Below are 24,734 nucleotides of genomic sequence, written 5' to 3' on the forward strand. Positions count from 1 at the left end.
CTGTCCTAAATCGGTAATCGCAACACTTATCCTTGTGCGCGGCACCATTGAGCGGGGTCGGTCGGGCGGCCCTGCTGGCGAATTGCGAAATACAGTGCTGGGGTGTTCTGGCCGCCGCTGTTGCCAACGGTGGCGATGGCTTCACCGGCCTTGACCTCGTCGCCGGCGTCCTTGAGCAGGCTCTGGTTATGCCCATAGAGGCTCAGGTAGCCGTTGCCATGGTCGAGAATGACCAGAAGCCCGGCGCCACGCAACCAGTCGGCAAATACCACGCGCCCGCCGTGTACGGCGTGCACCTGGCTACCGGCGGAGGCACCGATCAGCACGCCATCCCATTTTGTTCGTGCATCGCCGCCACGCGGTGTGCCGTAGCGAGCCACCACGCGACCGTTAACCGGCCAGGGTAATTTACCGCGGGCTTTGGCGAACGGACCGCCAAAGCTGGCGCCGGAACTCACCAGTGGACCCGTCGGTGCGGGATTAGTGCTGCTACGCGGCTGCTCGCGTTCAGCGAGCAGGGCTTGCTGACGCGCCGCTTCAGCTTCGCGGGCCTGGCGGGCGAGGGTTTCCTCGATGGTTTTCAGCACGCGCGCCAGGTTGGCTTGTTCCTGCTGGCGGGCCTTGAGCTTCTGGTCGCGGGCAGAGAATTCCTTGTTCAGCTTGGCCAGCGCCAGCTGGCGCTCCTTGCGTACGCTGGCGAGCTGTTCGCGGCGGCCATCCAGCGCGCTTTTCTGCTCCAGCAGCTGGCGTTGCTGGTTGGCGATGTCCAGCTCGACGTTGGCTAGCTGGCGCAGGGTTTCATTGAAGGCGGCGAGCTGTTCCATGCGCGCTTCGCTGAGGTAGTCGTAGTAGGTCAGGGTGCGCGAGAACTTTTCCGGGTTTTGCTGGTTGAGCAGCAGCTTGACGTATTCCTGGCGACCGCTCTGGTAGGCGGCACGGGCCTGGATGCCGATCAGGCGCTGCTGTTCAAGGCGCGCGCCCTCGAGTTTTTTTTTCTCGCTATCGAGACGCTGAATCTCTTCTTCGCTCTTTTTCAGGTCCTGCTGCAGGCCTTTGACCTGTTTCTCCAGCTGGCCCATCTCGCTTTCGGTTTTCTTCAGGTCTTTCTGCACGCCGGATTTCTCCTGCTGCAGCTTTTCCAGCAGTTGCTTCAGCTCGGCGACATCGGCGCGCGCGGCGTCCAGTTGCTTCTGCGCATCGCTCTTCTCGTCGGCGATCGCAGGCGTCAGCAGGAGGGTCAGGAAAATAAGGGCAAGGGCACGAAGCATGGGGCTGGCAGCACCTGAATTAAGAACGCGCCTAGTATGCCTAAAAAATGGCCGGGAGCCATGGTTAACGTCACGTTGCGACGGCCCGCAGACCAGGCATTGCGCCTGGCTTGCGGGCAGCTGCTTAGTTCAGCTCGACGATGCTGGTGCCGGTCATTTCCGTCGGTACTGGCAGGCCCATCAGGGTCAGCAGGGTCGGCGCTACGTCGGCTAGCACGCCGCCTGGGCGGATAGTCGCTGAGCGCTTGCCAACATAGATAAACGGCACCGGCTCGCAGGTGTGCGCGGTGTGCGCCTGACCGGTGCTTTCATCTTCCATCTGTTCGACGTTGCCGTGGTCTGCGGTGATCAGTGCTTCGCCGCCGACCTTGGCCAGCGCGGCGACGATGCGGCCGACGCAGCTGTCCAGGCATTCCACCGCCGCCACGGCGGCGGAGAACACGCCGGTATGGCCAACCATGTCGCCGTTGGCGTAGTTGGCGACGATTACGTCATAGCGCTGGTTTTCGATGGCGTCGACGATCTTGTCGGTGACTTCCTGCGCGCTCATCTGCGGCTGCAGGTCGTAGGTGGCGACATTCGGTGACGGAATCAGGATGCGCTCTTCGCCGGCAAACGGCTCTTCACGCCCGCCGGAGAAGAAGAAGGTGACGTGGGCGTATTTCTCGGTTTCGGCGATGCGCAGCTGGGTCTTGCCGTTATTCGCCAGATACTCGCCGAGCACGTTGGTCAGTGCCTCCGGCTTATACGCGCTGGGCGCCGGGATGCTCGCGGCATACTGGGTGAGCATGACGAAGCCGGCCAGTTGCGGCACGCGCTTGCGCTCGAATTCCTTGAAGCCCGGCTCGACAAAGGCGCGGGTCAGTTCGCGGGCACGGTCGGCGCGGAAGTTCATAAAGACTACGGCGTCACCGTCTTCCATGCGCACGGGCCCGCCAATGCTGGTGGCCTTGACGAACTCGTCGCTTTCGCCGCGTTCGTAGGCGGCCTGCAGGCCTTCGATGGCAGTGGCTGCATTGAGCTGGCCGCTACCCTCAACCAGCAAGTCGTAGGCCTGCGCAACGCGCTCCCAGCGGTTATCACGGTCCATGGCGAAATAACGGCCGCTGAGGCTGGCGATGCGGCCCTTGCCCAGCTTGGCGAAGGTGGCGTCAAGTAGTTCGATGGACGGCTGGGCGCTTTTCGGCGGGGTGTCGCGGCCATCGAGGAAGGCGTGCAGGTAGATATTCTCTGCCCCGCGCTGGGCGGCCAGTTCGGCCATGGCCACCAGGTGGTCCTGATGGCTGTGCACGCCGCCGTCGGAGAGCAGGCCGAGGATATGCACGGCTTTGCCAGCGCTGACGGCTTTATCGACTGCAGTGGTGATGGTCGGGTTGGTGAAGAACTCGCCATCGCGAATGGCTTTGGTCACCCGGGTGAAGTCCTGATACACCACGCGGCCCGCGCCGAGGTTCATATGACCGACCTCTGAATTGCCCATTTGCCCGTCCGGCAGGCCGACATCCATGCCCGAGCCCGAGATCAGGCCGTGGGGCTGGGTGGCGCGCAGGTGGTCGTAGACCGGCGTATTGGCGGCCATGATGGCGTTGGATTCGGGGCTGTCACTGTGGCCGAAGCCATCGAGGATGATCAGTACCAGGGGTTTGGGCGTGGCGCTCATAAAGCTGGTTCGCTCTGGGTCGATGGGCGGAAAACAAAGGAGGGGCATTTTACGGCCAAGTGGCGCAAACGTCACCGCCGGGCGGGGTTTGGCCGACCTGTGTGGCTGTGTATACTGGCCGACATTTTACCGCCCCGGAACCGCACAATGCTTGCCAACTTGATTGAATTTGCCACTACCCACTATGTCCTGAGCGGTTTGTTCGCAACTCTGCTCGCGCTGCTGATCTTCACCGAAGCACGCAAGGGCGGGCAGAGCCTGAGCAGCCGCGAGCTGACTGCACTGGTTAACAGCGAGCAGGGCGTGGTGCTGGATATTCGCGGGCAGAAGGATTTTTCCGTTGGCCATATCGTTGGCGCATTGAATATTCCCTTTGAAAAACTCGCTAGCCGCATGGTCGAGCTGGACAAGCACAAGGCCAAGACCCTTATCGTGGTCGACGCCATGGGCCAGCACGCCGGCGCTGTCTGCCGTGATCTGAAGAAGGCTGGTTTTACTGCGGCCAAGCTGTCTGGCGGTGTCGCGAGCTGGCGCGGTGACAATCTGCCGCTGGTGAAGTGAGATGCAACCTGTCGTCATTTACTCCAGTGATTGGTGTCCGTACTGCATCCGCGCCAAGCAGCTGCTGACTCATAAAGGCGTGGCCTTTAACGAGATCAAGGTTGATGGCAAGCCGGATGTGCGGGCAGAAATGACCCGCAAGGCGCGGCAGACCTCGGTGCCGCAGATCTGGATCGGTGACACCCATGTGGGTGGTTGCGATGACCTTTACGCCCTGGAGCGCGCCGGCAAGCTCGACGCGCTGCTCAAGGCTTAATTCCCTGTATATCCGTACCTAACGACAAGAAGGCTTTGCCATGACAGAACAAGCTAGCAACGGCGCCGCTCAGGGCGAACAAAACCCGCAATTCTCCCTGCAGCGTATCTATGTACATGACCTGTCTTTCGAAGCGCCGAAGAGCCCGGAAATCTTCCGTCAGGAGTGGGTACCTAGCGTCGCCATGGACCTCAACACCCGCCAGAAGGCGCTGGATGGCGACTTCCACGAAGTGGTGCTGACCCTCTCGGTGACCGTGAAGACGGGCGAAGAAACCGCTTTTATCGCTGAGGTTCAGCAGGCTGGTATCTTCCTGATCAAGGGCCTGGATGCAGCGTCCATGAGCCATACCCTGGGTGCGTTCTGCCCGAATATCCTCTTCCCCTATGCCCGCGAAACCCTGGACAGCCTGGTCGTGCGTGGCTCGTTCCCGGCGCTGATGCTGGCTCCGGTGAACTTCGATGCCCTCTACGCGCAGGAGCTGCAGCGCATGCAGCAGGCTGGCGAAGCGGCCACCGCGCACTAAGATTTGCGGCTGGAACAAAAAACGCCCTGCGGGGCGTTTTTTTTGGCCGCAGGTTTCTACAGCTGCCCGGTTTAATTGGCGCCGGCAAAACCCTGCTGGCGCCAGGCTTCATAGACCGCCACCGCAACGGTATTGGACAGGTTCAGGCTGCGGCAGCCTTCGCGCATCGGCAGGCGCAGGCGTTGCTCGGGCGGCAGGCTGTCGCGAATTTCCTGTGGCAGGCCACGGCTTTCCGGGCCGAACAGGAAAGCGTCACCAGGCTGGTAGCTGACCTGGTGGAACGCTTGCGAACCCTTGGTGGTAAAGGCAAACACGCGTGGCTGGCCGATGCTGGCCAGGCAGCTGTCGAGGTCGGCGTGGCGCTGCAGGGTGGCGTATTCGTGGTAATCCAGGCCGGCGCGGCGCAGGCGTTTGTCATCCAGCTCGAAGCCCAGCGGTTCGATCAGGTGCAGGTGGCAGCCGCTGTTGGCGCAGAGCCTGATAATGTTGCCGGTATTGGGCGGAATTTCCGGTTGAAAAAGGATGACGTGAAACATGCGCGGCTCCGAGCTTGAAGACGAGCAGCATTCTACAGACCCGCGCCCCCGTCCGTGGGTGCGGGTGATTGCTTCATTGGCGGTGTTTGGTTTTTTAATCGGGTTGATGATTGGCCGGCTGCTGCAGCCTGACCCGCTGTGGCTTGACCGCGTGGAGGTGACCGAACAAGGCCTTGAACTGTGGTTCAACGTCGAACCGGTGCCGCGCGAGGAGCATGCCGGTGGGGTGTTTATCCTGCGCCTGCAGAGTTTTGGTCGCCAGCAACACGGTCAGTTGCATGTGCAAGGGAAGTTGGCCAATTGGCGTTTGCAGCGAGAGAGACGGGATTTACTGCTGAGAGTGGTGGCAGCCCGCCCATTGCGCGGCGAGTGGCGCGCTGAGGAGGTGGACGGGCGCTGGCGGCTGATGGTCAGCCTGGTGGAGCAATAAAAGAGGGGAATCCCCGGCCTGCCTGTACCAAGGTCCCCAAAACTGGGATTGCTTGAGTCTATGCAGGCTGTGTGCCAGTTTTATTACGTTGGCTGCGGGCCGCGTAAATACTGAGTTTACGGGTATCTATCGGCCGCGTTGGGCGCTACGCGCGCGCAGGGGGGTGAACCGCCGCTGTGCACTTGATCGATGCCAGTGCATTGCTCTGGCGCATTTTCAGTTGCTGGCCGGCGTAAATAAAAACGGGCCCTATGGGCCCGTTTTGCATGCTGCGGTGCGTGAGTGGTTTAGCAGGCTGTTGAAAAACTACCTGCGTTGCCATCACGGCGTTAAAAACAGGTTCGGAATGCTCATGTACAGCTCGTACACTCCGCTTCCTCGCCTGTTTTTGCCTTGAGCTGACTACCTTGCCAACGTTTTTCAACGGCTTGCTAGTCGTCGCTGTCCTCGTCATCGGCGCTTTCGACGTTCATGCCCAGTTCCTTGATCTTGCGCGTCAAGGTGTTGCGGCCCCAGCCCAGCAGCACGGCGGCGTCGCGGCGGCGACCGGCGGTGTGCTTGAGCGCGGTTTCGATCATGATCCGCTCGAAAGCCGGCACGGCAGTATCCAGCAGGCTGGATTGACCGCGCCCCAGCGCCTGATCGGCCCACAGGCGCAGCGCCTGCTCCCAGTTGCTGACAGGCGCGCTTTCCTGCGGTTGGCTGAGCAGCTCGGGCGGCAGGTCGTCGACATGCACCTCACGACCCGAAGCCATGACGGTGATCCAGCGACAGGTGTTTTCCAGCTGGCGCACGTTGCCCGGCCACGGCAGTTGTTGCAGGTAGTCTTCGGTTTCACTTTTCAGCAGCTTGGGCTCGACCGCCAGTTCCAGCGCGGCGCGGCTGAGGAAGTGCCGAGCCAACGTGGGGATGTCTTCGCGGCGATCCGACAGGCGTGGAATATGGATGCGGATCACGTTGAGGCGGTGGAACAGGTCTTCACGGAACTTGCCGGCCTGCACCAGGCTTTCCAGGTTCTGGTGGGTAGCAGCGATGATGCGCACGTCCACTTTGACCGGGGTGTGGCCGCCGACCCGGTAGAACTCGCCGTCGGCCAGTACGCGCAGCAGACGGGTCTGGGTGTCGGCCGGCATGTCGCCGATCTCGTCGAGGAACAGGGTGCCGCCGTCGGCCTGTTCGAAGCGGCCGCGGCGCTGGTTGGTCGCGCCGGTAAACGCGCCTTTTTCGTGGCCGAACAGCTCGGACTCCATCAGGTCCTTGGGGATCGCTGCCATGTTCAGTGCGATAAACGGTGAGGCGGCACGCGGGCTATGGCGGTGCAGGGCGTGGGCTACCAGCTCTTTACCGGTGCCGGATTCGCCGTTGATCAGTACAGTGATGTTGGAGTGCGACAGGCGACCGATGGCGCGGAACACCTCCTGCATGGCCGGCGCTTCGCCGATGATCTCAGGTGTACGTGGCTGCTCGACCGGCACGGCCAGGCTCTGCTGCTCCTGCGCATGCATATTGGCGCGCTTGACCAACGACACCGCCTCGTCGACGTCGAACGGCTTGGGTAGGTATTCGAACGCGCCGCCCTGATAGGACGCTACCGCGCTGTCCAGGTCGGAATGGGCGGTCATGATGATCACCGGCAAGCGCGGATACAGCTCGCGGATGCGCGCCAGCAGGTCGAGGCCGCTGGCACCCGGCATGCGGATGTCAGAAATAATCACGTCCGGCTGCTGGCGGGTTAGTCGGCTGAGCACGCCATCAGCACTGTCAAAGCTCTGGGTGGTCATGCCTTCCTGTTGCAGGGCCTTTTCCAGGACCCAGCGGATGGAGCGGTCGTCATCGACAATCCAGACGGTTTCACTGCGACTCATGACGGAGTTACTCCTTGTTCCAGCGGCAGGAAGATCGAGAACACGGTGTGGCCAGGATGGCTCTCGCACTCGATCAGACCTTGGTGCTGACTGATGATGTTCTGGGTAATAGCCAGGCCCAGGCCGGTGCCGTCGGCACGCCCGCTGACCATGGGGTAGAAGATGGTTTCCTGCAGCTCGGGCGGAATGCCGGGGCCGTTGTCGATAATCTCGATCTTGGTCACCAGGCGATGGCGGCAGTGACCAATGGTGAATTGGCGCAGAGTGCGGGTGCGCAGGGTGATACGTCCCAGGCGCAGATCGCTTTGCCCGGACAGCGCCTGCATGGCATTGCGCACGATATTCAGCACCGCCTGGATCATCTGTTCGCGGTCGATCAGCACATCCGGAATGCTTGGGTCGTAATCGCGCACCAAAATGATGCTGCCCTGGCTTTCCGCTTCCACCAGACTGCCGACACGTTCGAGCACTTCATGCACGTTGGTCAGTGCCAGGGATGGCAGCTTGTTCGAACCGAGTATACGGTCGACCAGGTTTCTTAACCGGTCGGCCTCCTCGATGATCACATTGGTGTAGTCCTTGAGGCTTTCTTCGGGCAGCTCGCGCGCCAGCAATTGCGCCGCACCGCGAATGCCACCCAACGGGTTTTTGATCTCATGGGCCAGGCCGCGCACCAGCAGTTTGGTGGTTTCCTGCTTGGACAGCTGCGCCTCTTCCTTGGTGATGCGCAGCAGGCGGTCACGCGGATGCACTTCTAGTAGCAACAGGGTTTCGCCACGGCTGAGCACCGGCGTCACCGCGTAGTCGACAGTCAGAGTCTGGCCGCTGACCGACGTCACCACCGCTTCGCGTTTGTTGAACGGGTGGGCCTGTTGAACGGCCTGGCGCAGGGCGCTCAGCGCCTCACTGGATTCGGTAAACAGCTCGCTGATGAATTGCCCGTGGCTGCGCTGGCCGCTGACGGCCAGGAGCATCTCCGCTGCCGGGTTCATGTACTCAAGACGCAGGTCGTCGTTGAGCAGCAGCGTGGCAGTGGTCAGGTTGTCCAGCAGCAGGCGGTGCAGTGCGTCGTTGATGATCATATGGGATGTCAGCAGACCCTTGGGTTCCAGCAATGCAGCTGGAAAATGCAAGAAGCAAACCAAAGCCCCGAAAAGAAGCGTGTTTGGCCGTGGGATGCCGGGAATTAGCTGCTTTTCAGCGCAGCCGGGTCGTGCGTGGCGACCCAAAACAGGGAGAGTATAGAAATGCCGGGCAATATGCGCACTGCTTTGGTGCGCAATGCCGGTTTAGATAAATGGAACGAAAGGAATGTCTTTCTTTTCCGGCGGCTTGTCCTTCAGTGGACACTCCGGGCGCACGCCGTAATCGGCTTTCTTGCAGGGATTGACCTTGCGCTTCTGTGCCAGGGATATGCGCAGCATGTGGAACGGTTGAGTGGGCGTACGCTCGATGATGCGTCCCTGCTGGTCGATGATTTCTACCGCCAGCTGATGGGTGCCGCGGTCGATATTTTCCAGCGGGAACACTGGGCTAGTACCTACTTCGCCCACCTGTACACCATCCAGCAGCAGGCGATAGTTGTGTTGGGGGAAAAGTTTCGGTTCGCTGTTGACGCTGACAATCAGGTTGCCGGCGCTGTCGCGGATGGTCGCATCGGGCTGTGGTACCAGAATCCGCAGCAGGCTGTAGCGCTGGCTTGGTTCGGGTGGCGCTTCAATTAGGGGCGCCGTTTGCGTCTGGATGGTCGGCATCGAGTTGCTGGGCGCCAGCTCGACGCGTTCGGCATCGCCCGAGCGGGGCTTATCGGTGAAGACGCGATTCCCTTCGGCATCTATATAGGTGTAGACCTGCGCAACGGCAGGTAGAGCGAGCAGCATCAGGCCGCACAACAGCAGATTGCGCATAGTCAGGGGGCTGGCTTGGGTTTTGGTGGGGGCGGACGCAGGGCCGGGCTGCTGGTGTTGACCCGCTGTACGGTAAAGGTGGCCGTGGCGCTCTGCTGGATCGCTCGCTCGCCGCTGAGCACTTCCACAGCCAGGCTGTGTTCGCCACGATCGGCATTGCTTATCTGCAGGCGCGGTACGTTGCTTGGCTGGCCGTGTGGCTTGCCGTCGAGCAGCAGGCGCAGGCGATGGTTGGTGGCCAGGCGCGGCTGGATATCCACGCCAACGCTGAAGGTGCCGTTGTTGGCACGCATGGCCTCATCGTCGGGGATGCCGGTCAGCTGCAGGGTGCTGTAAGGCGCGGTGTTGTCGACGGGTTCGGGGGTAGTTGCTGCGGGCAGGCTGGGTACTGGCATCGACACGCTATTGGTTTTCGGCAGCTCGACATTCTGTGTCGCCTGGCCTTCCGGTGGCTGGTCGGTGAATACCGTGTTGCCATTGGCGTCGGTGTATTTGTAGATCTGCGCACTGGCCGGCAACGCCAGGCCCAGCAGCAGGCAGATAAGTAGAGGGCGCATGCCTGACTCTCCCTAGTAATGTGCCCTAAGACTTGCACTGGTGAAGCGCTCTGGCAAGCGTGTTGATGGCCGGGCGTGTACCAGCGCAGAAAACTGCGGGGTGAAAGGTGGCTTGTGCCAGGCGCCAGACGCAAAAAGGCCACCCGAAGGTGGCCTCTTGTGTTGCGTGCGGGATTAGACGCTGTAGTACAGGTCGTATTCCAGCGGGTGTACGAAGGTGCGTACTTTGATTTCTTCTTCCGACTTCAGCTCAAGGTAAGCGTCGATGAAGTCGTCGGAGAACACGCCGCCTTTGGTCAGGAACGCACGACCTTTATCCAGCTCTTCCAGGGCTTCTTTCAGGCTGCCGCACACTTGCGGGATCAGCTTGCCTTCTTCTGGTGGCAGGTCGTACAGGTTCTTGTCAGCAGCATCGCCAGGGTGGATCTTGTTCTGGATACCGTCGATACCGGCCATCAGCAGAGCAGCGAAGGCCAGGTATGGGTTGGCAGCTGGATCCGGGAAGCGTGCTTCGATGCGGCGAGCTTTCGGGCTGGAAACGTAAGGGATACGGATCGAAGCCGAACGGTTACGCGCCGAGTAAGCCAGCATTACTGGAGCTTCGAAGCCTGGGACCAGGCGCTTGTAGGAGTTGGTCGACGGGTTGGTGAAGCCGTTCAGTGCTTTACCGTGCTTGATGATGCCGCCGATGAAATACAGGGCAGTATCGGACAGGCCGGCATAGCCTTCGCCGGAGAAGGTGTTCTTGCCATCTTTGGAGATGGACATGTGTACGTGCATACCCGAACCGTTGTCGCCGTACAGTGGCTTCGGCATAAAGGTCGCGGTCTTGCCATAGGCATCGGCCACGTTGTGTACGCAGTACTTCAGGGTCTGAACTTCGTCAGCCTTGGCCACCAGGGTGTTGAACTTCACGCCGATTTCGTTCTGACCGGCGGTCGCCACTTCGTGGTGGTGAACTTCGATGACCAGGCCCATTTCTTCCATGGCATTACACATGGCAGTACGGATTTCGTGGTCATGGTCGCACGGCGGAACCGGGAAGTAGCCGCCTTTGACAGCTGGGCGGTGACCCTTGTTGCCGCCTTCGATGTCGGCGTCGGTGTTCCAGGAGCCCTGTTCGGAGAAGATCTTGAACATGGAGCCAGAGATATCGGACTTGAACTTCACTTCGTCGAAGATAAAGAACTCAGGCTCCGGGCCGACGAATACGGTGTCGCCGATGCCGGTGGTTTTCAGGAACTCTTCGGCGCGCTTGGCGATCGAGCGCGGGTCGCGGTCGTAGCCCTGCATGGTGCTCGGCTCGACGATGTCGCAGACCAGGATCAGGGTCGGCTCTTCGGTGAACGGATCCAGTACAGCGGTTTCGTCAACCGGCATCAGGATCATGTCGGAGGCTTCGATGCCTTTCCAGCCGTGGATGGAGGAGCCGTCGAACATTTTGCCGTGCTCGAAAAATTCGTCGTCCAGGGCGTCGCGTGCCGGCATGGTCACGTGGTGCTGTTTGCCCTTGGTGTCGGTGAAGCGCAGGTCAACCCACTTCACGTCGTGTTCTTTAATCAGTTGAATCGACTTCGACATGCTGTCCTCCAGGTGGATAAGGCTCGAATCATGAGCCCTCAATCAGTTCGGTACGGCTGCGGCATACTCCGCAAGGGCATCCTGCCTCACAAGGGAGCAAATTGCATGCCAGTGCACAGGAATGGGTGTGGGGCCTGAAACTCAGGTTTGGCGGGGGCTGCGCGGCGCTGCCTGATAAATATTTGCACTGTTATGGGTCGCCAAATTTAATGCGTGCACTTAAATGGTGCTTGTTTTGGTCGGGTGAGGATTTTTGATCAAAGCGTGAGCAGTTTCCGCTATAATCCGCGCCCCTGTTTTTTCGCGGCCTCGGCACCCCCTGTTTTCATGAAACTGATCGTTAAAGTCTTCCCGGAAATCACCATTAAAAGTCGGCCGGTGCGTAAGCACTTTATCCGGCAGCTGGCGAAGAACATTCGTTCGGTTTTGCGTGAGTTTGATCCACAGCTGCAAGTCAGTGGTGTGTGGGACAACCTGGAAGTCGAAACCCAGATCAGTGAGCCGAAAACCCTGCAGGCGATGATTGAGCGCCTGAGCTGCACGCCAGGCATCACCCATTTCCTGCAAGTTGATGAATACCCGCTGGGTGACTTCGACGATGTGCTGGAAAAGTGCAAGCTGCACTTCGCCGATCAGATGCCGGGCAAAATCTTCGCCGTGCGCTGCAAGCGCGCCGGCAAGCACGCGTTCAGCTCCATGGATGTCGAGCGCTATGTCGGCAGCCAGTTGCGCCAGCAGTGCGGCGCCGCCGGCATCTCGCTGAAAGATCCGGACGTTGTCGTGCGTATGGAAATCCGCGACCAGCGCTTATTCGTTATTCACCATCAGCACGAAGGCTTGGGCGGTTATCCGCTCGGCTCGCTGGAGCAGACCCTGGTGTTGATGAGTGGTGGTTTTGACTCCACCGTCGCCGCTTATCAGATGATGCGCCGCGGCCTGATCACCCACTTCTGCTTCTTTAATCTTGGCGGCCGCGCCCACGAACTGGGCGTGATGGAAGTGGCGCATTACCTCTGGCAGAAGTTCGGCAGCTCGCAGCGCGTGCTGTTTATCAGCGTGCCGTTCGAGGAAGTGCTGGGCGAGATTCTCGGCAAGGTCGACAACAGCCAGATGGGCGTCATCCTCAAGCGCATGATGCTGCGCGCATCTACGCGTATGGCCGAGCGCCTGCAGATTGATGCGCTGGTTACTGGTGAGGCGATTTCTCAGGTATCGAGTCAGACCCTGCCGAACCTCGCGGTGATCGACTCGGCCACCGATATGCTGGTGCTGCGTCCCCTGCTCGCCAGCCATAAGCAAGACATCATCGACACTGCTACGCGCATCGGCACCGCCGAGTTCGCCAAGCATATGCCGGAGTATTGCGGGGTGATTTCGGTCAATCCGACCACCAAGGCGAAGAAGCTGCGCATTGAGCACGAGGAAAGCCAGTTCGACATGGCCATTCTCGAGCGCGCCCTGGAACGTGCGACCTTGCTGCCGATCGACAAAGTGATCGATGAGCTGGGCAAGGACGTGCAGGTCGAGGAAGTCAGCGAAGCCCTGGCTAGCCATGTGGTCATCGATATTCGCCACCCCGATGCCGCCGAGGACGAGCCGCTCGCCCTGCCTGGCGTCGAGGTCATGGTGCTGCCGTTCTATGCCTTGAACAGCAAGTTCAAGGAGCTGGATGAGGCGCGCCAGTACCTGTTGTATTGCGATAAAGGTGTGATGAGTCGTTTGCACGCCCACCACTTGCTGAGTGAGGGGCATGCCAATGTGCGCGTTTATCGTCCGACATAAGATGCCCGGGTTGAATGGTGGCAGTATCCGCCATCGCCCTCCCGACCTACAGGCGGCGTGATTAACACGCACGCCGCCTGGCAGAAATCGCAATTAGTTAATACTCGCCGCCTAGACTAAGCGGCACACCGAATCCTCTGATCGAGATACACACGTGATCGAAAATCTACGCAACATCGCCATCATTGCCCACGTTGACCATGGTAAGACCACCCTGGTAGACAAACTTCTGCGTCAGTCTGGCACTCTCGAGCGCGGCGAGCTCAACGACGAGCGCGTGATGGACAGCAACGACCAGGAAAAAGAGCGCGGCATTACCATTCTCGCGAAGAACACCGCGATCAACTGGAACGGCTACCACATCAACATCGTCGACACCCCCGGCCACGCCGACTTCGGCGGTGAAGTTGAGCGCGTAATGTCGATGGTTGACTCCGTGCTGCTGCTGGTTGATGCCCAAGACGGCCCGATGCCACAGACCCGTTTCGTGACCAAGAAGGCTTTCGAAGCCGGCCTGCGTCCAATCGTGGTCATCAACAAGGTTGACCGTCCAGGCGCACGTCCGGACTGGGTTCTGGACCAGATCTTCGACCTGTTCGACAACCTCGGCGCCACCGAAGAGCAGCTGGACTTCAAAGTTGTCTACGCCTCGGCCCTGAACGGCATTGCCGGTCTGGAGCACACCGCCATGGCTGAAGACATGACCCCGCTGTATCAGTCCATCGTCGACAACGTACCGTCGCCTAAGGTTGATATCGACGGCCCGTTCCAGATGCAAATCTCGGCACTGGACTACAACAGCTTCCTCGGCATTATCGGTGTTGGCCGTATTGCTCGCGGCAAGGTCAAGCCAAACACCCCAGTGGTTGCCATCGACGCCGACGGCAAGCGCCGCAACGGTCGTATCCTCAAGCTGATGGGTCACCACGGTCTGCACCGTATCGACGTTGAAGAAGCCACTGCCGGCGACATCGTCTGCGTCAGCGGTATGGACCAGCTGTTCATCTCCGACACCCTGTGCGACATCAACAATGTTGAAGCGATGAAGCCGCTGACCGTCGACGAGCCAACCGTATCCATGACCTTCCAGGTCAACGATTCGCCGTTCTGCGGTAAAGAAGGCAAGTTCGTCACCAGCCGTAACATCAAAGAGCGTCTGGACAAAGAGCTGCTGTACAACGTTGCTCTGCGCGTTGAAGAAGGCGACTCGGCTGACAAGTTCAAGGTCTCCGGCCGTGGTGAGCTGCACCTCTCGGTACTGATCGAAACCATGCGTCGCGAAGGCTTCGAAATGGGTGTTGGTCGTCCAGAAGTGATCATCCGTCAGGTAGACGGCGTGAAGCACGAACCGTTCGAAAACGTCACCATCGACACCCCGGAAGAATCCCAGGGCAAGGTCATGGAAGAGATGGGCCTGCGTAAAGGCGACCTGACCAACATGGTGCCGGATGGCAAGGGCCGTGTACGTCTGGAATACAGCATCCCTGCTCGCGGTCTGATCGGTTTCCGTAACCAGTTCCTGACCCTGACCAACGGTGCTGGCATCCTGACCTCGATCTTCGATCGTTACGACACCATGAAGTCCGGTCAAATGTCTGGCCGTCAGAACGGCGTACTGGTTTCGGTTGAAACCGGCAAGGCACTGACCTACTCCCTGGAAACTCTGCAGGCGCGTGGCAAGCTGTTCGTTGAGCACGGTCAAGAGATCTACAACGGTCAGATCGTTGGTCTGAACAGCCGTGACACCGACATGGGCGTTAATCCAACCAAAGGCAAGAAGCTCGACAACATGCGTGCTTCCGGTAAAGACGAAACCATCGCTCTGGTTCCACCTGTTCGTTTCACCCTGGAGCAGGCTCTGGAATTCATCCAAGACGACGAACTGTGCGAAGTCACGCCGAAGTCGATCCGTCTGCGCAAGAAGATCCTCGACGAAGGCGAGCGCACCCGCGCTGCCAAGAAAGCCAAGAACTGATCCAGTGCTAGCTAACTAAAAAGCCCCCGCCGGCGCGAGCCTGCGGGGGCTTTTTTATTGGGCTGTCGCCGCGTGTGGCCACTCCCCTGTATGACGATTAAATAATGCTCTCAACGATTTTATGCCTGGTATTTAGCTGTGCTGCTTCTCAATCGTGGGCGCCTTGTGTAAGGTTCGTCGCGACAGTAACCGGTGTCAGAAGTTCAGGATGAGCGGCCGGTTCTGTGATGTGGTTCACGCGTGATGTGGGTGATGGCAACTCGCCATGTGTTCTAATGCGCGCCGCATTTTCCTCTGTTAATTCGCTATTCAAAGGATTGAAGGCATGTCCCTTCGTAGTAACCCTTTATGGTCTGCCACCCTTGGCAGCCACCCTGCGTGCCGTCGCCGCGCGACGTTAAAAATGGCTCCAGACCATTTTTTGGCCGTTTGGCTGATGTGTGCCCTTATTCCCGCTGCTGCGCTGGCGCAAACGCCAGGTGATCGTGACCTTATCCGTGAACGTCAGGAGCGTCTGCTGCAAGAACAGGAGCGCCGCCTGGATGAGTTGCGCCAATTGCCTGGCAAGGTCGAGCAACTACCCGCGCAACCCGTTGCTGAAGACCAGCGCTGCTTTGCCATCGAACAGATCAATCTGGTCGGCGCCACGCTGCTCAGCCCAGCCGATCAGGCCAGCATTCTCAAACCCTACAACGGCCAATGTCTGGGCGTTGGTCAGCTCAATCAGCTGCTTAAGGACATCACCAATCACTACCTCGGTCGTGGTTATGTCACCACGCGTGCCTACCTGCCGCAGCAAGATCTGGCCAGCGGCATTCTGCAGGTCACGGTGGTCGAGGGGCAGCTGGAAGGCTTGAACAGCTCGGAGCTGGCTTCGGATCGTGAGCTGGCCATGAGCTTTCCTGGTGCAACCGAGCGCGTGCTGAACCTGCGCGAGTTGGAGCAACTGGTCGAGCAACTCAATCGTTTGCCGTCGCGTCAGGCACAGCTGGAACTGGTACCCGGTGAGCAGGTTGGTGGTAGCCGCGTACAGCTGCAAGGTCAGCGCAGCAAGCCATGGCGTGTCAGCCTGGCGCGGCATAACGATGGCCAGTTGAGTACCGGTGAGCAGCAGTGGGGGCTGGGTTTGGATTGGGACAGCCCGCTGGGCCTGGCGGATCAGTTAAGCCTGCGTGCCGGCCGCGATGCAGTCAGCGACAGTTACCGCCATTCTCACAACCAGAGCCTCAACTACAGCCTGCCGTATGGCTGGTGGACCTTCAATTACAGCTACAGCCAGAGCTACTACCGCACCGAAAGCGAAGCCAACGGTTTTGCCTTTGATCAGGATGGCGACAGCAAAACCCACGCCTTGCGTGCCGAACGTGTGCTGCACCGCGACAGCCTGAGCAAAACCGCCGCCAGCCTGGGCGTCAGTCATCTGCGCAGCAACAACTTTATCCTCGGCAATCTGATTGATGTCTCCAGCCAGCGTCTGTCCGAAGCGCAGTTGGGCTTTAACCATGGTCGACGTATCGGCAGTGCCTTCGTCAACGCTGACCTCGGTTGGCAACACGGCACCGGCGCATTTGATGCTCAGCGCAGCGGCAGCCCACATGGCGGTCAGCCGGTGGCGCGGTACAACAAATACAGTCTGCCCCTGAGCTACCTGCAACCGTTTCAGCTGTGGGGCGAGTCGTTCAGCTTCGACAGCCTGGCTAACGGCCAACGCAGTGAAGATGTGCTGTACAGCCCGCAACGCATCAGCGTCGGCGGCCTGAGTTCGGTGCGTGGCTTCAAGGAGCAATCGCTGTCCGGCGATAGCGGCGCCTACTGGCGCAACCAAGTGCGCTGGCGCAAGGCGGTGAGCTGGCAACCGCTGCAACCCTTTGTCAGTGAGTACGGCGTGGCATTCGCCTACGACATGGGCGTGATCAGCGGCGGGCGTTACAACCCGGACCAGCACGGTCGCCTCTCTGGCAACGCCATTGAGCTGAGTGCTCGCGGTCAGCATCTGGCCGCATCGGTGACCTTCGCCCGTTCACTGGAACGCCCGGACGCCATCGAGCGTCAGGAGCATCCGGTGTATTTCCGGGGCGACCTGTTCTTCTGATTTTTCTGATTTCTGCTTTATAGCCCTACGGGTTGGAGTTATTACATGGACGTTCGCACGCCATTTTTCCAAAACATTGCCTGTGTCCTGATCGGCGTACTGTTCCTTAACCCGATTGTTTCTACGGCGGCCGAACTGGCGCTGGATGCCCAGGCCGGCAGCAATGCTGTGGTAACCCAGGCAGCTAATGGCGTGCCCATGGTCAATATCGCCACGCCGAATGGCAGTGGCCTGTCGCACAACAAATTCACCGACTTCAACGTCAGTCAGCAGGGCTTGATTCTCAACAACAGCGCCCAGGTCGTGGTGCAGACGCAGTTGGGCGGCTATGTGATGGGTAACCCCAACCTCAAGGGTGGGGCGGCGAATATCATCCTCAATGAGGTCAACGGCGGTAGCCCCAGCCAGCTCAAGGGCTACACCGAAGTGGCCGGCAAGTCCGCTGCGGTCATCGTCGCTAACCCGCATGGCATCAGCTGCGACGGCTGCGGTTTTATCAATACCCCGCGCGTCACCCTCAGCACCGGCAAGCCGATTGTCGAAGGCGGGCGTCTGGATCGCTTTGATGTCGATGGCGGGCAGATCAGCATCGAAGGCGCGGGCCTTAATGCGCGCAATGTCAGCCAGTTTGACCTGATTACCCGCAGTGCGCAGATCAACGCCGAACTGCATGCCAACCAGCTGAATGTGATTACCGGGCGTAACGAGGTTGACGCCGCCAACCTCACTGCAGCCGCCAAAGCCGATGATGGCAGCGCCAAACCGCAACTGGCCATCGACAGTTCAGCGCTGGGGGGATGTACGCCGGCGCAATTCGCCTAGTCGGTACCGAACAAGGCGTTGGGGTAAAGCTTGCTGGCGATATGGCTGCCAGTGCCGGTGATATTCAGATCGACGCCAATGGTCAGCTTCGTCTGGCGCAGGCTGCAGCCAGCCGTGACATCCGCCTCACGGGCGAGAGCATCGCGCTAACCAGTAAGGCCTATGCTGGGCGTCATGTTGACGCGCAGGCGCAGCAGGGCCTGACCCTCGCTCAGGGGCAGAGCTTGGCGGCCCGCGACAGCATCAAGCTGAAGGGTGGCCAACTGGATAACCAGGGCCTTATCGAAGCCGGTGTGAACGCCGACAACAGCCGCAACCTGAACGGCGATATCACCCTGATAGGTGGCGGCCTGCGCAACAGTGGCAGCGTGATCGCCAGCCGCGAGCTGAGTAGCACTGTGGCGGGACTGCTGGATAATCGTGCCGGCACCCTCAGTGGTAAAGCCAACACTAACCTCACTGCCGCCGGCTTGAGCAACGGCGCTGAGGGCCGCATCGTGTCCCAAGGCAACCTGGCAGTCGGCGTCGATGAGCTGGATAACCGTGGCAGCCTGATCGCTAGCGCTAATGGGTTGCGTGTCATTGCCGGGGCCGATGTGCACAACCAGGGTGGCGAAATTTCTAGCCAGGCTTCCGTCACCCTGGAGGGGCGAAACCTGAATAATCAGGGTGGTTTGATCGCCGCGAAACAACACCTGAGCATTGATGGCAAGAGCCTCGACAACCGTGGCGGCCAGGTCAGCGGCAAGGCGGATCTCAGCGTCAGCGTGGACACTGTGCTGGACAATCGCAGCCAAGGCACCGTGGTCGCCGATGGCAAGCTGACCCTCGATGCCGCCGAACTGCGCAACGGCGACCGTGGCCAGGTGGCCGCCAAGGGCGACCTGGCGATTAGCGTCGGCGAGCTGAGCCAGCAGGGCGACGTCGCGACACAGGCCGGCGAGCTACTCAGCCAGGGCAAACTGACCCTGGTGGCCGATAGTATCGATAACCGTAAGGGCGGCCTGATCGCTGCCAGCAAGGGGCTGGATATTAGCGCCAGCAAGCTGCTGTGCAATGGCGGCGGCGAAATCTTCACCCAGGGCCAAGCCAGCGTTCGGGTAAAAGCTGCTGGCGGGCAACCAACTGCGTTGCTGGACAACAGCGGCGCCGGCACCATTATCGGCGACCAAGGGCTGACCCTGACTGTCCAGCGCCTGCTGAACAACGCCAAGGGTTTGCTCGCCGGTCGCGATAGCCTGGTGCTGATCGGCGACAGCCTAGATAACCGCGACGCGGGCACCCTGAGCAGCCAGCAGGCGCTGAGCGTGCAATTGACTGGTGAACTCCAGAACCAGATACAGGGCGCGCTGCTCAGCGGCGGCAGCCTGACAGTTAACGCGGCCAGTTTGAACAACAGTGTCGGTGGCTTGCTCTCCAGCGCCACTAAGCTGGAAGTCGGTGGCGGCAGCCTGAGCAACCAGGGCGGCAAGCTGGTCAGCGATGGCCAACTGACGATTAGCAACAGCCGTCTGGACAACAGCAATAGCGGCATCATCAGCGCCAAACAAGCGTTGACCATCGGTACTGGGCAGCTGGATAACCAGAGCAAGGGTCTGATCACCAGCGGCGCTGGCTTGAAGGTCACGGCGGGCCAGATCAACAACTACGAGCAGGGGCTGATCGCAGCCAAAGGCGATGCGCAGGTCACCGCGACCGGTCTCGATCAACACGCCAGCGGTGAGCTGATCAGCGAAGCTGCATTGACCCTCGACCTGCAAGGTGGTGCGCTGAACAACAGTGGTAAAGGCCTGATCGCAACCCCTGGCGCGCTGTTGCTGAATAACCTCGGTGCGGTCAACAACAGTGCCGGCGGCGAGATCTCCAGTAGTCAGAGTTTCCTGCTCAAAGCCAACCAGCTGAACAACAGCGCCGGCCGCGTGATCAGTGGCCAGCATCTGCAAGTGCAGATTACCCAGGCGCTGCTGAACAACCTCAAGGGCGTGCTCTCTGCCGCCAAGCTCACAGTCGCCGCCGCCAGCCTGGACAACTCCGCCGCAGGCGTGCTCGCCAGCAAGGGCGATATCCAGGTGAGCCTCACCGGCAAGCTGGACAACCACGACCAAGGCGTTATCTCCGCGGCTAAGGCGCTGAACATTGCCAGTGCGTCGCTGGATAACTCGAACAATGGCCTGCTGGCCAGCGGTGGTGCTTTGCAGTTGGATACAGGCGCGGCGAATAACCAGGGCGGCAGCATCCTCAGCCAGGCCGAACTGGACGTCAGCACCGCCGCTCTTGACAACCGCGGTGGGGTGCTGAGCAGCCAACAGGCGCTGACGCTCAGCGCCGGCGCCATCGACAACCGCGATAAGGGCCTGATCACCAGTGCCAGCCAGCTGACCCTGAGCGCCGCCAGCCTCGACTCCAGCCGTGATCTAGGCACTAGCGGCGGCGAAGTTTCGGCCAAGCAGAGGCTGCACCTGACGGTCAACAAACTGATTCAACAGCAGGGCCGCTTGATCGGCGAAGCCGGTGTGAGCATCGACTTCAAAGGTGGCGACCTGGATAACCGCGGCGGCTTGCTCGGCGCCACAGGTCCCTTGACCCTGCTTAACCTGGGGAAATTGGATAACCGCAACGCCGGTGAAATCTCCAGCAGCCAGAGCTATAGCCTCAACGCCAGCGCAATCGACAACGGCGAACAGGGCCGCTTGATCAGTGCCGGCAACCTTAACCTCGATCTGGGCAACGGCAACTTACGTAACGCCACCGGTGGCCTGATTTCTGGCTGGCAAGGTTTGACGGTGAAAGCCGGCAATCTGGACAACAGCGCCCTGGGCACCCTCTCCAGCCGCAACGGCGCACTTAAGGTCGAACTGAGCGGCAGCGAGCGTGTGCTGAACAACAGCGGTGAAGGTGCACTGGTCAGCAAGGGCACGCTCAGCGTCGATGCTGGCAGCCTGAATAACAGCGGCAAGGACATCCTCTCCAGCGAAGGTGACCTTGAACTGAGCCTCAGTGGCGCGCTGAATAACAAGGATGGCGGTCTGATCGACAGCCAAGGCGCGCTGAGTGCAAGCGCAGGTGCAGTCAACAACCACAGCGGGCAGATCGGCAGCCTGAAGGCCGCAAGCCTGACCGCCAGCAGCCTGGATAACAGCGCCGGCCAGCTCTCCAGCAATGCGGCTCTGACCCTGACCCTCGCGGGCAATCTGATCAACACCCAGCAGGCCAAACTGGCCAGCGCTGGCCCGCTGGTACTCAAGGCCGCTGCTGTAGACAATCAGGGCGGAAGCCTCATTAGCCAGAACTTGCTCAGTCTTACTGGTAGCAGTCTAAACAATGCCAATGGCGGCACTCTGGCGGCTCGCGATGGTCTCAGCGTGCTGCTCACGGGGGCACTGAACAACAGCTCTGATGGTCTCATCCATACCCAGCTGGGCGCCCTCGATATCGAGGCTCAGAGTCTGAATAACAACGGTGGTGCGCTGAGCAGCCAACAGGATCTGACCGTCGATCTGGATGGCAAGCTGAGTAACCAAAACGGCCGTATCGAAAGCCTTGCAGGCAACCTCGATTTGCAAGAATCCAGCGCAGTGGACAATAGTTCCGGTGTTCTCAGCAGCCTTACAGGCTGGTTGAAACTGGTCACCACTGGCCTATTCGATAACGATGCCGGTACCACCCAGGCGCAATCCCTGGCAATCGACGCCAAGGGTTTAGACAACCGCAGCGGACATCTCTCAGCGTTGTCTGGCGACACGTTGATAGATATTGGTACGGCCACCTTTAACAACCAGGGCGGCGGCCTTTACGCCCACCAATTGCTCAAAGTCATTGCGGGTGACTTCAACAACCAGGGCGTGGCATCCGGCCAGGGCGGTAAAGTAGCAGCGGGGCGGATTGACTTCGGCCTCTCGGGAGCACTGAACAACAGCTACGGCATTTTGGAGAGTGCCAGCACCCTGAACCTGACAGCTACCAGTCTCGACAACCGGCATGGCAGGTTGCGCGCTCTTGGAACCAGTGGCGATACCCGCATCAATGCGCTCAGTTTGGATAATCGCAGCGGCCTCATCGAAACTGTCAACACTAACTTCAAGATGAACTCCAGCAGCTTGCAAAGCGAAGGTGGCAACATCCGGCACGTTGGCACTGGCAATTTGGGGCTAAGCGCCGCTCAGGTCATGGGTGCGGGTGGTGATCTCAGCACGAGTGGCTTGCTCACCCTCACAGCAGACAGTTGGATCAACAGTGGCGTGCTGCAAGCCGGCCAGTTGGTGTTGAACATCGGCAACTTCACACAGACCGCCAGTGGCCAACTGCTGGCTGGTAATTCCTTTAGTGGCAGTGGTGGCAACTGGGTCAACCACGGCCTGCTGGCCAGTGATGGCAGCTTCAGCTTGAACCTGACTGGTGCTTACAGCGGCAATGGCCAGGCAACCAGCCTTGGTGACCTAACGCTCAGCGCCGGCAGCATCAACCTCAGTAGCAGTGCGCGTATTGCAGGTGGAGGTTTAACAACTATCACCAGCGCTGGCCTATTGAGTAACAGCGGTAAGCTCACATCCGCAGACAATATGGTTGTTACCGGCAGTGCGCTAAGTAACTTTGGCACGCTTGGCAGTGCGGAAAATCTGCGCATACACACGCCGACGCTGCTTAACGAAAGAGGGTTGGTGTTTAGCGGCGGGGATATGGCATTTCGTGTGAATGATTTCACCAATAAGTATGCCGATGTGTACAGCTTAGGGGCGCTAAGCATCGCCGCCAATGATCAGTTGGCGCGCTCTAATTCAGTCGAGAATATTTCTGCTGCTATAGAAAGTGGTGGAGATATGATGTTTTTTTCGAATTCAATCATAAATAAGAAGGAAAAATTTGACACTGTTGCTGAGTTGAAGTCTGGTGCTATAGGTGTTCGTTGTTACAGTTGTTCTTCGTCTGCGGCAGGTTATGCAGGGTTATCATCACATCTGGTCTGGGTTGAGAGTTTCACAACTAAGGTGTTGCTGGACTCTCCATCTTCAAGGATTTCTACTGGGCGTAATTTTACAACAAATAGCACTATATTCTTGAATTCGAACTCTTCGGTAAGCGCTGTAGGCGATGTGGAAATAAACACGGATTTATTTGAGGATTCAGGGGCGGCATTGGAAGATTTCTCTCGTCGCCGATATATAGATGTTAAGCCTGGGAAGAGCCTGTGGCAGCAGATAGTTGATTATAATTCATATAATGATGCAGCCTACAATAAGAGTATTCACTTCTGGAACTCTTCTGATCAGGAGTCAATCGTTAAGCCTAGTGAGCTGTCTGTAAAATTCGTTAATCCAATGCCGAGCCAGTATACTGCGCGCTCTATCGTCATGAATTGAGCTCCCATATGGCCCGGCCAGCAGCCCCATTCTTCTTGAGTCCCAGTGATGCCGACATGCTGCAAGGCTGGTTACGCATGGGATCGCTGCCTCAGAGCATCGGCCAGCGGGCCAGAATTCTGTTGCTGCTGGCCAACGGTCTCACGCCCAAGGAGATCAGCGAGCAGCTGCAAGTCTCTGCGCCAGTGGTCTTCAAATGGCGTAAACGCTACCAGGAGACCGGTCTGGAGGGGCTGAGTGACCTGCGGCGCAGTGGAGCGCCTCGCAAGCTCAACGAAGCGAAGATCAAGGAAATCCTGACGCTGACGACCCAGCGAGTCCCGCGCGAAGCTACCCACTGGAGCCTACGGTTGATGGCCAAGTACGCTGGGGTCAGCATCTGGCAGGTCGCACAGGTGTGGGCTGCTGCCGACCTCAAGCCGCACCGGTTGAAAACCTTCAAGATCAGTAACGACCCGCACTTTGCAGACAAAGTGGTCGATGTCGTCGGGCTCTATTTGAATCCGCCCGACAACGCCCTGGTGCTATCTGTTGACGAAAAAACACAGATCCAGGCGCTGGACCGCACACAGCCCATGCTGCCGCTCAAGCCCGGGCAGATTGAGCGGCGGACGCATGACTATAAGCGCCACGGTACGGCCAGTCTGTACGCAGCCTTTGACATCCTGACGGGTAAGGTCATCGGCCGTATCACCCAGCGGCACAGGGCCAAGGAGTTTTTGGAGTTCCTTCGACAGATCGACCGCAGCACCCCCGCCGAGCTGGACCTGCATGTAATTCTGGACAACAGCTCGACTCACAAGACCGCTGCCGTCAGGGAATGGCTGGAGAAGCATCCCCGTTTCAAGCTGCACTTCACACCGACCAGCGCCTCGTGGCTGAACGCCGTGGAGGGCTGGTTTGCGCAACTGGAAAGACGGGCGCTTTATCGTGATGCCTTCAGCAGCGTGGCTGACCTGAGAGCGGCGATACGTCGCTTCATTGAGGCTCATAACGAACATTCGGCTAAGCCGTTCCGCTGGAGCAAAACGGCTGAGTCGATTATCAGCTCCGTGCATCGAGCAAAGCTGGCTGTAATTCGGAATGAGTTATTGGATTAACCAGACAGGCCGCTAGGGGTCAAAACCTGGTGCGGCCGGTTGCGCCACAGGTCGATACCGTCCAACAACCAGTTCAACTCCTGGGCCGTCAGCACGATCGCATCTTCGCCAGGTTCCGGATGCGACTTGAAGCGTTCAGCCTCCAATCGCTTGAGCCACAGGCAAAAGCCGTTGCGCTCCCAATACAAAATCTTCACCCGGCTGCGCGCGCGGTTGAGGAAGACGAACAGCACCGGGTCGAACACCGCCACCTTGATATCCAGCTCGACCAGGGCGGCCAGGCCATCGATGGATTTTCGGAAATCCACCGGCTTGGGGTATAGATAGACTTTTTCGACTTTGGCGTCGGGGCGCATCATGACGGCTGGCTCCAGAAAGAAATTGGAGCTCAGCATTGGCTGGCCTGCGGATCATTTGTAGATGAGGTTTATGGAGCGCTTACAAAACACCGCACAACTG

18 protein-coding genes and 1 pseudogene are annotated in these 24,734 nt (G+C 59.4%); 10 read left to right on the forward strand and 9 right to left on the reverse strand.

Features of this window, described 5'->3' with window-relative positions:
• Window positions 1-26: 26 nt before the first annotated feature.
• Both BLW24_RS09260 and gpmI read right to left on the reverse strand, forming a co-directional pair.
• Window positions 27-1,268 (reverse strand): murein hydrolase activator EnvC family protein, encoded by a 1,242-nt coding sequence (locus BLW24_RS09260; protein WP_090379524.1) that lies wholly within the window; start codon window positions 1,266-1,268, stop codon window positions 27-29.
• A 124-nt stretch (window positions 1,269-1,392) separates the two neighbouring features.
• A complete protein-coding gene (gpmI, locus tag BLW24_RS09265; protein WP_090379527.1) occupies window positions 1,393-2,928 on the reverse strand; it encodes a 2,3-bisphosphoglycerate-independent phosphoglycerate mutase in 1,536 nt (511 codons plus the stop codon).
• Window positions 2,929-3,075: 147 nt separating this feature from the next.
• On the opposite strand from gpmI, the gene BLW24_RS09270 reads away from it, so the two are divergent.
• From BLW24_RS09270 to secB, 3 genes are read left to right on the forward strand one after another with little or no spacing between them, the layout of a single operon-like run.
• On the forward strand, window positions 3,076-3,489 hold the full coding sequence (locus BLW24_RS09270) for a rhodanese-like domain-containing protein (protein ID WP_090379530.1): 414 nt from the start codon (window positions 3,076-3,078) through the stop codon (window positions 3,487-3,489).
• A gap of 1 nt (window position 3,490) precedes the next feature.
• Window positions 3,491-3,745 (forward strand): glutaredoxin 3, encoded by a 255-nt coding sequence (gene grxC / locus BLW24_RS09275; protein WP_090254765.1) that lies wholly within the window; start codon window positions 3,491-3,493, stop codon window positions 3,743-3,745.
• A gap of 40 nt (window positions 3,746-3,785) precedes the next feature.
• Window positions 3,786-4,271 (forward strand): protein-export chaperone SecB, encoded by a 486-nt coding sequence (gene secB, locus BLW24_RS09280; protein WP_090379533.1) that lies wholly within the window; start codon window positions 3,786-3,788, stop codon window positions 4,269-4,271.
• Between the two features lie 71 nt (window positions 4,272-4,342).
• Here secB and trmL read toward each other — a convergent pair whose 3' ends face one another.
• Window positions 4,343-4,807, reverse strand: a complete 465-nt coding sequence (gene trmL, locus BLW24_RS09285) for a tRNA (uridine(34)/cytosine(34)/5-carboxymethylaminomethyluridine(34)-2'-O)-methyltransferase TrmL (RefSeq protein WP_090379536.1) — start codon at window positions 4,805-4,807, stop codon at window positions 4,343-4,345.
• On the opposite strand from trmL, the gene BLW24_RS09290 reads away from it, so the two are divergent.
• Window positions 4,806-5,237 carry a hypothetical protein gene (locus BLW24_RS09290; RefSeq protein WP_090379539.1) on the forward strand — a complete coding sequence of 144 codons (432 nt, stop codon included), beginning with the start codon at window positions 4,806-4,808 and terminating at the stop codon, window positions 5,235-5,237. The genes trmL and BLW24_RS09290 overlap by 2 nt on opposite strands.
• Window positions 5,238-5,668: 431 nt before the next feature.
• Here BLW24_RS09290 and ntrC read toward each other — a convergent pair whose 3' ends face one another.
• The 5 genes from ntrC to glnA all read right to left on the reverse strand — a co-directional run bounded on the left by ntrC (window position 5,669) and on the right by glnA (window position 11,147).
• On the reverse strand, window positions 5,669-7,102 hold the full coding sequence (gene ntrC / locus BLW24_RS09295; RefSeq protein WP_090379542.1) for a nitrogen regulation protein NR(I): 1,434 nt from the start codon (window positions 7,100-7,102) through the stop codon (window positions 5,669-5,671).
• On the reverse strand, window positions 7,099-8,184 hold the full coding sequence (gene glnL, locus BLW24_RS09300; protein WP_090379545.1) for a nitrogen regulation protein NR(II): 1,086 nt from the start codon (window positions 8,182-8,184) through the stop codon (window positions 7,099-7,101). Before glnL ends, ntrC begins: the two co-directional genes overlap by 4 nt.
• 207 nt (window positions 8,185-8,391) lie before the next feature.
• Window positions 8,392-9,009, reverse strand: coding sequence for a DUF4124 domain-containing protein (locus tag BLW24_RS09305; RefSeq protein ID WP_090379547.1), 618 nt, complete (start codon window positions 9,007-9,009; stop codon window positions 8,392-8,394).
• Between the two features lie 2 nt (window positions 9,010-9,011).
• A complete protein-coding gene (locus tag BLW24_RS09310; RefSeq protein WP_090379550.1) occupies window positions 9,012-9,566 on the reverse strand; it encodes a DUF4124 domain-containing protein in 555 nt (184 codons plus the stop codon).
• Window positions 9,567-9,740: 174 nt separating this feature from the next.
• The gene (gene glnA, locus BLW24_RS09315) at window positions 9,741-11,147 is read right to left on the reverse strand and encodes a glutamate--ammonia ligase (protein WP_090379552.1); all 1,407 of its coding nucleotides are present in this window, start codon (window positions 11,145-11,147) and stop codon (window positions 9,741-9,743) included.
• Window positions 11,148-11,474: 327 nt separating this feature from the next.
• Here glnA and thiI point away from each other — a divergent pair, with 327 nt between their 5' ends.
• The 6 genes and pseudogenes from thiI to BLW24_RS09345 all read left to right on the forward strand — a co-directional run bounded on the left by thiI (window position 11,475) and on the right by BLW24_RS09345 (window position 24,275).
• Window positions 11,475-12,929 carry a tRNA uracil 4-sulfurtransferase ThiI gene (thiI, locus tag BLW24_RS09320; protein WP_090379555.1) on the forward strand — a complete coding sequence of 485 codons (1,455 nt, stop codon included), beginning with the start codon at window positions 11,475-11,477 and terminating at the stop codon, window positions 12,927-12,929.
• A 154-nt stretch (window positions 12,930-13,083) separates the two neighbouring features.
• Window positions 13,084-14,904: a translational GTPase TypA gene (gene typA / locus BLW24_RS09325; protein ID WP_090379558.1), complete on the forward strand. Its 1,821-nt coding sequence runs from the start codon at window positions 13,084-13,086 to the stop codon at window positions 14,902-14,904.
• A 436-nt stretch (window positions 14,905-15,340) separates the two neighbouring features.
• Window positions 15,341-16,996 carry a ShlB/FhaC/HecB family hemolysin secretion/activation protein gene (locus BLW24_RS09330; protein ID WP_420874985.1) on the forward strand — a complete coding sequence of 552 codons (1,656 nt, stop codon included), beginning with the start codon at window positions 15,341-15,343 and terminating at the stop codon, window positions 16,994-16,996.
• Window positions 16,997-17,041: 45 nt separating this feature from the next.
• Window positions 17,042-18,258: pseudogene (locus tag BLW24_RS27395) on the forward strand (filamentous hemagglutinin N-terminal domain-containing protein); the annotation flags it as partial.
• A gap of 57 nt (window positions 18,259-18,315) precedes the next feature.
• Entirely contained in the window at window positions 18,316-23,175 is a 4,860-nt protein-coding gene (locus BLW24_RS09340; RefSeq protein WP_477742885.1) for a beta strand repeat-containing protein, read from the forward strand.
• A gap of 8 nt (window positions 23,176-23,183) precedes the next feature.
• Window positions 23,184-24,275, forward strand: a complete 1,092-nt coding sequence (locus BLW24_RS09345; protein ID WP_090375546.1) for an IS630 family transposase — start codon at window positions 23,184-23,186, stop codon at window positions 24,273-24,275.
• Here the strand turns inward: BLW24_RS09345 and tnpB are convergent.
• Window positions 24,272-24,670, reverse strand: a complete 399-nt coding sequence (gene tnpB / locus BLW24_RS09350) for an IS66 family insertion sequence element accessory protein TnpB (RefSeq protein WP_244161126.1) — start codon at window positions 24,668-24,670, stop codon at window positions 24,272-24,274. The two genes, BLW24_RS09345 and tnpB, sit on opposite strands and share 4 nt — an antisense overlap.
• Window positions 24,671-24,734: the final 64 nt, after the last annotated feature.

Origin of the sequence: Pseudomonas anguilliseptica, assembly GCF_900105355.1 — a bacterium.
GTDB lineage: Bacteria > Pseudomonadota > Gammaproteobacteria > Pseudomonadales > Pseudomonadaceae > Aquipseudomonas > Aquipseudomonas anguilliseptica.